Origin of the sequence: Paenibacillus sambharensis, assembly GCF_003233845.1 — a bacterium.
GTDB lineage: Bacteria > Bacillota > Bacilli > Paenibacillales > Paenibacillaceae > Paenibacillus_I > Paenibacillus_I sambharensis.
This window is the reverse complement of record NZ_QKRB01000057.1, coordinates 400,119-413,607: the sequence shown is the minus strand read 5'-3', so window position 1 is coordinate 413,607 and position 13,489 is coordinate 400,119. Positions and strand designations below refer to the sequence as shown.

At 50.4% G+C, this 13,489-nt stretch carries 13 protein-coding genes; 7 read left to right on the top strand and 6 right to left on the bottom strand.

The features are described from left to right. Positions 1-110: 110 nt before the first annotated feature. The gene (locus DNH61_RS23720) at positions 111-431 is read left to right on the top strand and encodes an iron-sulfur cluster biosynthesis family protein (protein WP_111149297.1); all 321 of its coding nucleotides are present in this window, start codon (positions 111-113) and stop codon (positions 429-431) included. A 38-nt stretch (positions 432-469) separates the two neighbouring features. Continuing rightward, positions 470-1,066 carry a beta-class carbonic anhydrase gene (locus tag DNH61_RS23715; RefSeq protein ID WP_111149296.1) on the top strand — a complete coding sequence of 199 codons (597 nt, stop codon included), beginning with the start codon at positions 470-472 and terminating at the stop codon, positions 1,064-1,066. A 102-nt stretch (positions 1,067-1,168) separates the two neighbouring features. Here DNH61_RS23715 and DNH61_RS23710 read toward each other — a convergent pair whose 3' ends face one another. Continuing rightward, the gene (locus tag DNH61_RS23710) at positions 1,169-1,708 is read right to left on the bottom strand and encodes a DUF309 domain-containing protein (protein ID WP_111149295.1); all 540 of its coding nucleotides are present in this window, start codon (positions 1,706-1,708) and stop codon (positions 1,169-1,171) included. A gap of 148 nt (positions 1,709-1,856) precedes the next feature. On the opposite strand from DNH61_RS23710, the gene DNH61_RS23705 reads away from it, so the two are divergent. Together DNH61_RS23705 and DNH61_RS23700 are read left to right on the top strand one after the other, a co-directional pair. Continuing rightward, positions 1,857-2,288, top strand: a complete 432-nt coding sequence (locus DNH61_RS23705; RefSeq protein WP_111149294.1) for a hypothetical protein — start codon at positions 1,857-1,859, stop codon at positions 2,286-2,288. A gap of 2 nt (positions 2,289-2,290) precedes the next feature. Continuing rightward, positions 2,291-2,569, top strand: a complete 279-nt coding sequence (locus tag DNH61_RS23700) for a YxcD family protein (RefSeq protein WP_111149293.1) — start codon at positions 2,291-2,293, stop codon at positions 2,567-2,569. Positions 2,570-2,650: 81 nt separating this feature from the next. Here the strand turns inward: DNH61_RS23700 and DNH61_RS26530 are convergent, their stop codons facing one another. After that, complete coding sequence (locus DNH61_RS26530; protein WP_181438842.1) at positions 2,651-2,791, bottom strand: hypothetical protein; 141 nt, start codon at positions 2,789-2,791, stop codon at positions 2,651-2,653. A 233-nt stretch (positions 2,792-3,024) separates the two neighbouring features. On the opposite strand from DNH61_RS26530, the gene DNH61_RS23695 reads away from it, so the two are divergent. Further along, entirely contained in the window at positions 3,025-4,938 is a 1,914-nt protein-coding gene (locus tag DNH61_RS23695) for a glycosyl hydrolase family 18 protein (protein WP_111149292.1), read from the top strand. A gap of 58 nt (positions 4,939-4,996) precedes the next feature. On the opposite strand, the gene DNH61_RS23690 is transcribed toward DNH61_RS23695, so the two are convergent. Continuing rightward, a complete protein-coding gene (locus DNH61_RS23690; protein ID WP_425452312.1) occupies positions 4,997-5,899 on the bottom strand; it encodes an endo-1,4-beta-xylanase in 903 nt (300 codons plus the stop codon). A 417-nt stretch (positions 5,900-6,316) separates the two neighbouring features. On the opposite strand from DNH61_RS23690, the gene DNH61_RS23685 reads away from it, so the two are divergent. Further along, positions 6,317-6,532 carry a hypothetical protein gene (locus tag DNH61_RS23685; protein ID WP_111149290.1) on the top strand — a complete coding sequence of 72 codons (216 nt, stop codon included), beginning with the start codon at positions 6,317-6,319 and terminating at the stop codon, positions 6,530-6,532. Positions 6,533-6,591: 59 nt separating this feature from the next. Here DNH61_RS23685 and DNH61_RS23680 read toward each other — a convergent pair whose 3' ends face one another. After that, complete coding sequence (locus DNH61_RS23680; RefSeq protein ID WP_342771478.1) at positions 6,592-7,356, bottom strand: GNAT family N-acetyltransferase; 765 nt, start codon at positions 7,354-7,356, stop codon at positions 6,592-6,594. Between the two features lie 202 nt (positions 7,357-7,558). On the opposite strand from DNH61_RS23680, the gene hcp reads away from it, so the two are divergent. Further along, positions 7,559-8,851, top strand: a complete 1,293-nt coding sequence (gene hcp, locus DNH61_RS23675; protein WP_111149289.1) for a hydroxylamine reductase — start codon at positions 7,559-7,561, stop codon at positions 8,849-8,851. A 165-nt stretch (positions 8,852-9,016) separates the two neighbouring features. Here hcp and DNH61_RS23670 read toward each other — a convergent pair whose 3' ends face one another. Continuing rightward, entirely contained in the window at positions 9,017-10,849 is a 1,833-nt protein-coding gene (locus DNH61_RS23670) for a UbiD family decarboxylase (RefSeq protein WP_111149288.1), read from the bottom strand. Positions 10,850-11,004: 155 nt separating this feature from the next. After that, complete coding sequence (locus DNH61_RS23665; protein WP_111149287.1) at positions 11,005-13,299, bottom strand: preprotein translocase subunit SecA; 2,295 nt, start codon at positions 13,297-13,299, stop codon at positions 11,005-11,007. Between the last annotated feature and the right edge of the window lie 190 nt (positions 13,300-13,489).

Sequence of the window (13,489 nt, the reverse complement as noted above, 5' to 3'; positions counted from 1 at the left end):
TTAATATAGCTATGATCTTCATCATTGCAGCGAGCTGATATAGTTAGACTACAAACTTCTGCTGGGCGCTAATGCAGCGTGCATACAGAAACCAGAGGAGGGAACCTACAATGAGAATAACCTTTACAGCTGATGCCGTCAGGAAGCTGGAATCCGGCAGTCCGGGTACTGGGAAGCTTAAGCTGCTGTACGATACAGAGGGCTGCGGCTGTGTCATGAGCGGCGTTCCGGCGCTTCAATGGATTGCAGATCCTGTCCAGGGTGACGTTAAGGCAGAGAGCATTCCTTTTGAGGTATGGTATGAACCGCGTTATGAAGTCTTCTTCGAGGATTCGATTAAGGTAGACTACTCGGACAGCAGCCATGCTTTTGTACTGAAAAGTGATAATCAGACGTACACAAACCACATGCGGGTAGTCAGCGCCGTCTGATACATAATCAAGAGAACCTTAGACAGGAGGAATTATCTATGACTAATGTAAAAGAGATTCTCGCCTTTAACAAGGAATTTGTTAAAAATGAACAGTACGAGGCGTACCGTACAACCCGGTATCCCGACAAGCGTCTTGCCATTGTGACCTGTATGGATACACGGCTGACCGAGCTGCTGCCTAAAGCGATGAACCTGCGCAATGGCGACGCGAAGATCATTAAGAATGCAGGCGGTATTGTCACACAGCCGTTCGGCAATATTATGCGAAGCCTGCTGATCGCTGTCTATGAGCTCGGCGCGGACGAGATTGTTATTATCGGCCATCATCAATGCGGAATGACCGCACTTAATCCCGAGACAGTCATGACACATATGAAGGAACGGGGCATAACCGAAAATACGATTGATACCCTGATGAATGCAGGCTTTAACCTGAACAAGTGGCTGACCGGCTTCGACAGCGTGCGTGAAAGTGTGGAGAACAGCGTAAATATTGTTAAGAACCACCCGCTGCTTCCTCCAGGAACTCCGGTTCACGGCATGCTTGTAGATCCGGAAACTGGCGAGCTTGAGCTTGTCGTCGACGGCTATGCGGAAACAGATTCAAGCAAGGATGCCGTTTCGAACGTATAAACACTAATATTTCACTGAGAAGAGAAGCTGCTGTCTCCGCCCTGGAGGCATGCGGCTTCTCTGTCTTCATCCAACAGCACTCCCCCTAAGCCGGGGCCACCCCTATCCTTTGCGTTCCTGCAGCTTGCGGGCTGCTGAGGCCTTGCGCGCCGCAATAACCTCTGACCGGTCCCTTAACGTATGCCTATGAACCAGCTGGTCGTCAGCCGCATCTGTTTGTGCCCCCCACTTTAGCCCCCTGCTCCCGCTGACCTGCTGCAGATAGGAGAGCATACTCTTGTCCTGGAACGGCAGATTGAATTCAACGTACGGGGTCTTACTGCCCATGCTGCTGAGCTTGGCAATTCGCTCGGATACCCGTTCCATAACGGCATGTCCGTCAAGCCCTAGACTCTCCAGACTGGATGGTTTCAACCGCTCCGCAGACTGCTCGAACATCTTAAGCGCGCCTGCCGTATTGCCTCGCCGATGATGATACTGGGCAACAGCGATCTGGATCAGACCGACCCAAACCTCTCTACCCTCGACTTCTGCAGGTATTGTCTTCCAATACTCCTCGAGCAGCTCGTGGCATTCAAAATAATCACGCACCGCATGGAACTGGATCAAATATTCAAGATAAGGCTCCGGATAATCAGACATGCAATCTCTCCTTCAATGATAACTTAATATATTAATACTAAATCTGATAATGGGATAAAAATTGAAACCGATGTTTAGATTATACGTATAACATATAGAAGGCAATACGCCTGTCAATCATATTTGTCACAGGAGGAGAACCAACAACATGAAGAAGATCATACTGCTTATGATGGCACTGACCGTATTTGTTGCTTTCTCGGCAGTCGACACGGCTGACGCCAAGCGCGGCGGCTTCAAATCACCAAAGAAAAGCTACACCCAAACCCCTTCGAAACCGGCTGATAATGTACGGCCAGCTGATCCGGGCGCGAAGACCCCGGGAGCAGGCGCAACAGCTGGGGCAGGAGCGGCAGGACAGCGCGGATTTTTCAGCGGCGGCGGCTTGTTTAAGGGCATGATGATTGGCGGACTTGCAGGACTTATGTTCGGCAGCATGTTTGCCGGAATGGGTTTTATGGGTGATTTCCTTGGCCTGCTTGTTAATGTGCTTGCCTTGTATGTCTTGTTTGTTGCCATCCGTGCGGTCATTCGGCATTTCCGCAACCGCCGTGATGAGAATGACAGGAGACCCTACTAAGCATGCGGATTTACATGGACGAAATTATTAATGCAGTCTGCCTTAATATGGCAGACCGCAAGCGGGTATCCCCAACCGATGTTGAGGTTCAGCTTGCCTGGGATGAAGAATACGGCTACACAGCAGAGGTATGGGTACAGGGACGCAGCCAGTACCTTGTAGAAGCCAACCTGCTTGAAGCTATAGAGCAGTATGTATTCCGGCAGCACGGCAGCCGCGTCTTCCGCTCCCAAATCAAGCTCGGACTTGATGAAGAAATTTGGGCGGATATACAAATGTGATGCCATTGCTGCATGTTATAACCATACAGATGCAAGAAGCTGTCACCGGCTAATCGGCAAGGGACAGCTTCTTTTTTTTCGTCAGTAATCTTCCACAACGAACCGCACCTGGGCCTTTAAGCGGTAATTCTTTTCCTCCCCGTCCTCCTCTATGAAGAAATCCGCTTCACCATAAACCACATATTCACCCGCCGGAAATCTGCCCTCCATTACCTTCTTCATAAAGGAAATGTAATGCTGCCATAAGGAATAGTCCAAACCCGAGCACGATTAATGTGTATTTTCCCATCAGCCCATCCCCTTTCTATTCATATCTCAGACGTCAGGGATAGGCTTAAGGTTACAGCCTGACCTGCATAACATTTGACCTGCATAACATTACCACGCAACCTGCTCTCTCCTTCTGCGTTTAACTTTACTAGAGAGATTGAGAGAGGTCTGGTGAATCCTTCATAATGAACAACAAGATCAAGCTTGGCTTAGCTCTACTGCTCGGCCTGCAGGCAGGGCTTGCAGCAGCCTCTGCTCCCGCAGCAGCATCCACAGGCAAGATGACGCAGTATCGTGTGTACCAGAATGAAATAGCGCTAAAAGAATTTGCTACAGAAACACAGGCTGTCGCCTATGCCAAGAACTTCAAATACAGTCATGTCGAGAAAATTGTGAACAGGCAGTGGGTTTGGGATAATCTCCCCCGTTATGAAGTCTATCAGAACGGACAGAAGCTCAGCGGCCGGGAATACCGCACCTACCAGGAAGCTCTGAAGACAGCCTCTACACTCGCCAATGTGCACATCCGTGATTTGGAAAAGCCAGGATGGGTATTCAGCAGCTATGAGCGGTACCGTCTGTTTCAGGGAGACAAGACCCTGCCGCATTGGGGCTACACTACCCTGGCTGAAGCCAAGAAAGAAGCCGCCAAATGGGGACGCGCCCATATAATCGACTCGGCAAGCAATACGTGGGTGTGGGATAATATGACAGCCGCCCAGAAGGAACTTGCCCGCAGCGGGCAGCCTGTATATAACGTGATGGCTGCAGACGGACTAACCGTCTCTTCTCACGCCTTCCTGCTGGATGCCATTCGCGCATCCAACAAGCTGACCGGGAGCACAGTCATGAATACCCGTAGCGGCACAGTCGTGCATTCAGCAGTCCCCTCTTATACCGTTTATCAGAACGGCAAGGAGGTCAGGAGCTTCTTTGGTCTGGATAACGCCATATCCTATGCCAAGACGCTTGCCGGTGCCGAAATTGTGAAGGACGGCAATGTGTGGTGGACGAACATTCCTTATCTTCAGGTATATCAAGGCGATAACCTGATTCGTTATTTTCATACGCGCGCTTCAGCGATCACATACGCCAAAAGCTATGCAAACTCTAAGGTAGTCACTGCGGACCGCCGTCTCGTGTGGGATAACATGAAGAAGCTTCTCTATCTGGGCTGGAGCGGATCTTCAAGCACACCAGTTGTCATGGGACAAGTCGCGAATACACAGGGAATGGATATCAGCTCGCCTACCTGGTTTGAGCTTGCTGCAGCTGACGGAACGCTGAAGGATGCCTCTGATGCCGGTGTCGTATCTCAGCTGAAGGCCAAGGGCATGCAGGTAATGCCGCTTGTCCACAACCAGTTCGACAAGGCCATGACCAGCAAGTTTCTACGCGATCCCGCTGCCCAGAAACGGTTCATAGAGGCCCTTGTAAACAGGCTCGTTAAGCTTGAGGTGCCTGGTGTTAACCTGGATTTCGAAGAGCTTGCCGGAGCGGACCGGGATCTCTATACCACCTTTGTCCGCGACTTGTCCCAAGCTGTGCATGCTAAGGGTTTGACGATCTCGATCGATCTTCTGCGAGGGGATGCTGCGTGGAATCACAAGACGGCCTATGACCATGAGAAGCTGGCCTCATATGTGGACCATGTCATTATTATGGCATATGACCAGTATTGGAAGGGCAGCACGTCCCCTGGCTCTGTGTCCGGGCTTGATTGGACCGAACAGGGAATCAAAGATTATTTGTCCTATGGCATTCCCCGCTCCAAGCTGATGCTGGGTATTCCGTTTTATGTAAGAGAATGGAAGCTCGACAGCAACGGCAGACTGCTTGACTCCCGGGCGATATTCATGAAGGACGTTCCGGCATTGCTGGCTGCCAACAGCGCCTCTTCCGTGTATGATCCTAAGTTCCAGCAGATTAAGCATACGTATGTCAAAGACGGATATACCTATGTTCTCTGGGCTGAGACAGCCGATACCGTGAAGAAGAGGATTGAGCTTGCCAAGAAGTACGACCTTGCCGGCGTCGCTGCGTGGCGGCTCGGTTATGAATCACCGGAGATTTGGACCATGATGCTTCAGATCAAATAACAGACAAGCGGCATACATCCCTGTTCGGGTTGTATGCCGCTTGATTTATATCAGACCATTAGTGGGACGCCAAATATGTTCTGAGCCACTGCAGCGCAGGACGCTCTGTTCCATTGCTTCTGATGAGGTGAGTATTCGCCGCCCAGGTACGTCCTTCCTGATAACCCCACAGCGTCACGCCTTTCACTGCCCAATGCTCCCATAGAACTGGAAACTTCTGCTGATATCTGGCCAGCTGGGTGGCATCGTCACCCGTCATGTCCAGCTCCGTCACATAGATCGGCAACCCGGTTGCGGCCAGCTTATCCAGCACTGTCCGCATTGTGCTCACGGAAACATAATCCATATTAAAATGATGACTTTGGATTCCGATGCCGTCAATCAGCCCTCTGCTCTTGAGAAGGTTAATGATACGAATGTACTGGTCAGCGGCACCTGGATCGCCAATGATACCGTATTCATTCAGCATAAGCTTGGAGTTTGGAAACGCCTTGCGTGCCTCTTGGAACGACCAGATGACCCAGTCCCATCCTGTTGAACCGTCCCCACCGATTGCATTACGGTAGGATGGCTTCGCATGAAGCGGCTCGTTGACAACATCCACAAACTCTGCATTGCGGTAACGCTGGCCGGCCGCTTGAATCCACTGGGTCACTTCAGCCCTCTGCTCAGCTGCTGATAAATTCCGGATCCAGCCAGGCTCCTGACTGCCCCAGACAAGCGTATGAAAACGGAATTGGAATCCATTGCTGCGGGCATAGTTGTATGCCATATCCGCCTGGCCCCAGTTCATCGTATTGCGGTTGCCTTCCACAGCGTCCCATTTGGTTGAATTCTCGGGTGTGACCTGATTCCAGTATGAACCGAAATTGGATGGAACACTGCCGGCAATAATATTGCCGAGGAATTTGCTGCGGGACAAGCCAGCAGACGCGGTAGCGGCGAACGCCGAAATAACCATAGAGCTGATCAGCAGAACCGCTGCCGCTCTTTTAATTGTCTTGGATCTGAACATCACATTATTCCTCCTCTGTTTTTCCATTTGAATTTTTATTCGAGTGCCGCAAAAAACTTCAGTTTATGAATAGCTCAACATTCAATACCTTTCTCTATAATTCTCCTCCTCTTCAACTTCTGACTTGCGAATGATACTGCAACCGTTAAAGCCTTTTGAAAATTGAGTTAATGCACCCCCCCTTTATTCACCTATTTTGTAAGCGTTTACTATTTGATTGTACCATTTTTCTGGTGCAGATATACAGCTACTAATTAAAGGTTTCCCCCTGTAAATTATAGATTTTCGGTTTTAATCCTCATTGTACTTCCAAGACACCCTGAAGCAGCTGGAAAGCTGCAGGCTTCGGGGAGGCACAGATCGATGGACCGTTTCATTTCCGGAACTCCATACGATCTGATTGAACATTCAGATCCCCATCAGCAGGTTGACGGTAACGGACGCAACTTCAACATCGTACGGTTCCTGCAAAGAGGCCCTAACAGCATTATCATTATTGCCTTCAACTTTGGCGGACCGCACAACCATCAAAATCCGGCTGGCGTAGCTGCCCGACTAGATATTCGACTGAGCAAATGATTCCTTTAAGCAGCTGGGACAGGCTGTCGTTCGACAGTCTGTCCCTTATTACTTCCGCTCTAGACCCTCTTCTTCATCCAAGCGCTGAACTTGGCCCGGTTTAGAATCTCATGGGTGATGAACGTACCGTTATAATAAGCGCTGTAAGTCGTCCAGGCGGCTGGGGCGTTTTGAGCCTCTTCGCGGCTGGCAAGCCGAATGCTCTTAACCGGGATTCCGTATTCTCTTCCGATCTCCTCAAGCTCCTGATTGGCATAATACTCCGTGAAGGGACACTGGCTGGTGTAACAAACGACCAGTCCGTCATGAAGGTCAGCTTCAAGCCGGCTCTGCTTGGCGCATTCCTTGAAACGGGGCACAGGCCCGCCTTCTCCCAAACGTTTGACCATTAATTCAAAATAGGGCGGTGCCGTATCCACCGTTTCAAAGCCCTGCTTGAGCAAAAACTTCTTATCGGACAGGTAGGGTTTCTTGCTCTTGCTTGATATGGTAATCAGTCCATGCTTGTTCTTCGAATCACTCATACAGGCATCCAGCAGCGAGCGGCCGTAGCCCTGCCCCTTAAAGCTGCCGGCAACCCACAAACAGTTTATGTACATATAGCCTTCAGCCTCAACCGGCACCCATGCATACTCCGCAGGAATGTATTCAATAAACACCTTCCCTCTCGCATCCAGCTTCCTGAACGTCAGGCCTTCATCAAACCGGCATCTCAGCCAATCTTTCTTCAGCTGTACACCTTCAGCCGCCTTCTTGTCGGACATCGCACAGCAGATATGCTCCATATCCAGGTTGGTCTTATCCAGTCTGATCAGAGATGACAAACTGTTCCCCCTCCTTTCGGACAACTCCTCACATTATACTAAAAATTAACTTATCTGGATGTTAAGATCTTCACACATTCTGAGTGTAACATGCCCTAGTAACCAATTCCTAATTGTGGATTTCAGTGATAATTTTCACATTACAAGCAGCCATCCTTTGATACCCTTACGCTACAAAATACAGTAAGAGGAGGTCACGTCCATGTTTTGTTATCAATGTGAGCAGACACCGGCAGGCGGCTGCAAGGTGATTGGAGTTTGCGGCAAGGACGAAACAATTGCAAGCCTTCAGGATACAATCATATTCGCCCTGAAAGGGATTGCTGCTTATGCCACTCATGCCAGACAGCTGGGCTGCACCGACCCGGAAGTTGATAAAATAACACACGAAGCGCTATATCTGACCTTGACCAATTCCAACTTCAACCTGCAGGAGCATGTCGATATGGCCATGAAGGTCGGTAACGCGGCCGTGAGAATCATGGATGTGCTCGACCGCGCGCATACCACGCATTTTGGCGTTCCGCAGCCGGTTACCGTCAGCCAGAATAAAATCGAAGGTCATGCCATCATCGTGACAGGTCATAACCTGTACGCGCTTGAGGAGTTGCTGAAGCAGACGGAAGGCAAAGGCATCAACATCTATACGCACTCCGAAATGCTGCCTGCCCACGGCTACCCGCTTTTGAAGAAATATGGACACTTGAAGGGTAACATCGGCAAGGCCTGGTACGATCAGCGGCGTCTGTTTGAGAAATATCCCGCGGCCATTCTAGCCACAACCAACTGCGTAATGCCGATTAAAGGCTCCTATGCAGACCGCTTCTTCTCGTATGAGGTGGCTGGCCTTGAAGGTGTGGAGAAAATTCTGAACGACGATTTTACGCCATTAATTGAGCGGGCACTGGCCCTGCCTGCAATCACCATCGATTCCGATCAGGTTCTGACAACGGGCTATCATCATGAAACAGTGATCGGTCTGGCACCCGAGATCATTCAGGCCGTAAAGGACGGCAAGATCAAACGGTTCTTCGTTATCGCAGGCTGTGATGCTCCCGGCAAGGAGGGTGAATATTACCGCGAGCTCGCCACCTCCCTGCCTAACGATACCGTCATTCTGACCACTTCCTGCGGCAAATTCCGGTTCAATGATGTGGACTATGGAACGGTAGGCGACACGGGAATTCCCCGGTACATTGACCTCGGGCAGTGCAACAACTCCGGCTCTACGGTAAAAATAGCATTGGCACTGGCTGATGCATTTGGCTGCAGTGTTAATGAACTGCCGGTCAGCATCGTTCTTTCCTGGTTTGAACAAAAGGCGGTCGCCATCCTGCTGGGCTTATTCAGTCTGGGCATTAAGGATATTCGTATCGGTCCCAAGGCTCCGGAATTTATGAGTCCGGGTGTCATTGAAACGCTTGTCGACAAATTCGGGCTGAAGCTGATCGGCAATGCCCAGGATGATATGGCGGAAATGTTGATGATGCAGTAACCGCATAATGGTACTGCGTAAACAGGCTGCGCCCTATGGGCACAGCCTGTTTGCTGAATAGAACGATATCTTCTTAAGCACATAATTGCAGTGACAGGGCCATTGTTAATTTGTAGCGGCAGTGAACCCTGAACCGAATTCATATTCTGACACTCTGTACGGCGTTCAGCCCAGTCTAATAGCGCCGAGGCTAGCTTCCTTCGCAAAGAACCGGTCAATGCTTCGTTCTATTGAAGCATCTGCTTCAAGCGGCGGCGCATGATGCGGCTTAATCCGGGCATCAATGACAACCGTATCACATCCCCAGTGCTTGTGCTCATAGAAGCTGTTAACCCCATAGATATCATGCGAAGGATTGCTCCGGGTAAATGTACTCCACAGGAAATTAGACAAATTGCCGCTCACAAACCGGCTGTCATCACAGACTACGATCATCGGGCATTCTGGAAGTCCCCCCTTAGCTTGTAAAGCTTGGCAGAACATCTGTAATTCCTCGGCCGCTTCCTCGTAACTGCGGAATGCCCCCGTCTCAATGGCAACCATTCCCGGCATGATCATAGATGCTCCTGCAAATCCGCGAATATCCCTGAGAGCTTCCGGGATCTCTTTGCACAGCTCGCGCTTCTGATCTCCATATGCTGCGAAGATAACCTTGCTGCCGCTGTTGAGTCCGCTTCCAGAGTAGTCGAGCGTATCAATGGTCGTGTTCGTCTGGAAGTGCAGATCACGGCGCAGATCAATCCGTTCCATAATATATTGGAGAAAATCGGCTTCCCGATGCGTATCAAGCGGTACACGGTCTTCTGCTGTTATGAACAGGTACTTGGCAAGGCTCAGCTGACCGGTACCAAGGATGCGATTAGCAATCGTCAAGAGCTCTGCTGGCTGTTTGACTGTCTGATATGGTGTATAACGCTCGCTGCCAATTGCAAACAGCAGCGGATGCACACCAGCTGCGTCAACGGCATGGACTTCCTGGACTCCTGGAATCTCCTGCTTGATTGCATCGCCTGTCAGCTCGTGAATGAGCGCTCCGAACGCTGTATCCTCAGCAGGCGGACGCCCGACAACGGTAAAAGGCCAGATTGCATGCTCCTTGGCATACACTTTATGAACTTTCATGACCGGAAAAGGATGGACCAGGCTGTAATAACCCAAATGATCGCCAAACGGACCCTCGGGCTTCGTATCCCCGGGGTGGATCTCTCCGGTAATGACAAAATCCGCATCATGACTGATACAGTATCCGTCCACATAACTGTAGCGGAACCGGCGTCCCGCAAGCAGGCCGGCAAACGTCATCTCGCTCAAGCCTTCGGGCAGCGGCATCACAGCAGACAGAGTATGCGCTGGCGGACCGCCAACGAAGCAGCTGACCTTTAGCGGTTCCCCCCTCCGGCTTGCCTTCTCTTGATGAATGCCGATGCCTCGGTGGATCTGATAATGCAGGCCGATTTCCTGATCCAGCTTGTAGTCATTGCCATTCAGCTGTATACGGTACATGCCGAGGTTAGAATTCATGATGCCTGGCTTGTCCGGATTTTCGGAATATACCTGCGGCAGTGTAATGAAGGCTCCGCCGTCCATAGGCCAGGATTTTATCATGGGAAGATCCGATATGCGGATTTCCCGGAAGCCTGCCGGAAGACCGGAAGACTTTCGCGGCAAAGCCTTGGAGGCGGCCAGAGCCGTGCCCACCTGCTTAAACGGATGCTTCAGCGCTTGTACAGGATTTCCGCGCAGGGCAATAACATTCTCAGCTGCCTGCCAAGTATCGCGAAATATGAACCGGCTGCGTTCCAGAGAACCAAACAGGTTCGACACCGCCCGGTAGTTGGTGCCCTTCACATTCTCGAACAGCAGAGCAGGTCCACCCGCTTCATAAACTCTTCTATGTACAGCAGCCATCTCGAGTTCCGGGTCAATTTCCTCCCGGACACGGACCAGATGACCGTTCTTCTCCAAATCTGTAACACAATCTTCCATATGACGATACATAACCCGGATGTCCCCATTCTATCAGTTGATAATGTTGCAGCCGGAACGGCTTAACGCTCCCCTATCGATCTTATCCCAGATACCGGGTGATTTCAACGTAGCGAGCACAAAACAGCGGTGCAGATGGTCTGCACCGCTGTTTGCAAGCTTGCATTTTAAATCAGGCTTACCCGTTCGGGGAAGAATTGGTCGTTGATAAGATAGGTCCATGTTGCTGACGGCACCCGAACCTCCTGCTTAATACCATCCAGCAGAGATTCAACGTTTTTGTTGTTATGAAGTGTTTGCCCGACCGCAGCTTTAATCTTGTCATCTACTGAAGCATAAGCATCTGACATAAGCCTTGTGTATTCTTCCAGAGGATTCCGGCCGCCAATGCTCTCAAGATGTATTCCTTCCTTAACATAGGCAGCATACGCGAGGAAGTCGGCCCAGCATCTATCTATACACGCCAGCATAGCATAGCGCTCGGCTTCTCTTGTTGTTTCATCTCCAAATCTGTTAAGGGCTTCTGCGAATAACTCCGGAAGTGTGTTTACCCAAATATTGGGCTGCACGACACGATAAAGAAATCTGTCTCGCTTGGCACGTATCTCACGACAGTACTGCTCCAACAAATCCGCATACTTAGCGAGCGTCTTGCGAGTCTCGTGATGTTGTCCTTCTGCGACCCTCTGTATATGATCAACTATTCGTCCAAGCTTGTTGTCATTCAAGGGCGCCTCTTGCCTTAAATCCTTACAACTGGCAGGTAATGATTCTTGCAACCCATATCGAAGAAGCAAACTATCCTCCAGACTGACATAATAACGCGAGTACCCAGGCTCACCCTGGCGACCCGCTCGGCCTCTCAACTGCCAGTCGATCCGTTGACTGTCATGCAATTCCGTCCCAATGACATGAAGCCCGCCGAGCAGACGGACTTGTTCCGCTTCCAGCGGATCACCGCCACCAAGGTGGATGTCCACTCCTCTTCCAGCCATGTGAGTAGCCACTGTAACCGCTCCGAGACGTCCTGCCTTCGACAACAAGGCAGCTTCCTCCTTATCATGCCGGGCGTTTATGACAGAGCTCCTAATCCCCGCTGCTTCCAAATCAGCTGCAAGACGCTCCGAGGCTTCAACAGAAGAGGTACCGATTAGCAGCGGTTTACCGAGCCGATGCAAGTCGGAAATATCAGTCATGATCGCTCTAAACTTGGCCTCCTTGTGACTGAAGATCAAATGGGGCTCATCGACTCTTCTGCATACTGAATGTGTCGGAATGATCAATGTCTCTAATCCATATATATCCTTGAGTTCATCAGCTGCTAGTGCTGCAGTACCGCTCATCCCGGCTAACTTGGCATAACGCTTAACCAGATGTTCGGCCGTCAATGTGCCCCATATGATCCCGGTTGATCGATTCTTTAAGCCTTCCTTAGCCTCAAGTGCCGACTGCAGACTGTCTGGCAGTTGGCGGTTCTCGGCAGCCCGCCCGGTAAATTCATCAATAAGCACCAGCTTGCCGTCGCAAACTATATAATCAATATCCTTGACCAGCAACGCTTCAACGTGAAGGGCACTATGTAAATCCGCCAGCAGATCGGCATTGCGAAGTTCATACAAGTTGCCGCATTTTAGCATAGCCTCCGCCTTAGCGCAGCCCTCATCAGTTAAAAATACATTACGCCTCGCTTCATCAGTCTGATAATCTGCGCCGTTCTGCAGGTGCACAGCTATATCCCTTACCCTGTAGGCATTTGAATCTACTTCACTGCTTTCCCCTGCAATAACCATAGGCACCCTTGCTTCATCAAGCAGGATGCCATCCGCTTCATCCACAATCAAATCGTGCAATTCCAGCGGCCGCTGAACCAGATCCTCGGGCTCGTATACGAGCGAATCATTCAACCAATCATATCCGGCCTGCCGGGCAGTTACATAGACGACATCTGCGGCGTATGCCTCCCGCTTCTCGCTTTTATTCATACATTCCTTAATTCCAGAAACTCGGAACCCCAAGCGGTTAAACACCGGACCACACCACATACAGTCCCGTTCCGCCAGATATTCATTGAAGGTATAGATATGAACCTGCTTTCCTTCCAATACACTCAGAAAAGCAGGCAGCAGGGCAGCAAGAGTCTTGCCTTCTCCTGTCTTCATGTCGATCATATAACCTTCGTGCATTGCCATTCCGGCAATGAGCTGCTCGTCGTAAAGGTTAATATCAAGTTCCTCTTGGACGATAAGACTGAGAACAGCCGCCGCCCGCACTTGTTTTTCCACTGTCCTTACATCTTCCGCAGACCACCGTAGTATCTTGATCTGCTCATTGAGCAGAGGCGCTGAGGAATAAAGTGCCTTGAAACTGCGAATACGTGAAAGCCGCCGCTCATATGCTCGCAATCGGCGCGCATTAAGCAGACGGTTCAAGCCGCCCGCCGCTTTTCCTAACCTGTATCTCATCCGGATCTTCCTCTCTAATTGGCTTTAACACACTTCCAAGCAGCCAACACAGACAGGGTCCGGTTTCTTAAACAGCAATAGCCGGACAACGATTGTCCGGCTTAGCAGGGCGATCCATATAAAACATTGGACGACATGATTGGATATACGATCAATACAATTGGAGGATGACATGGACATTATATAAAGA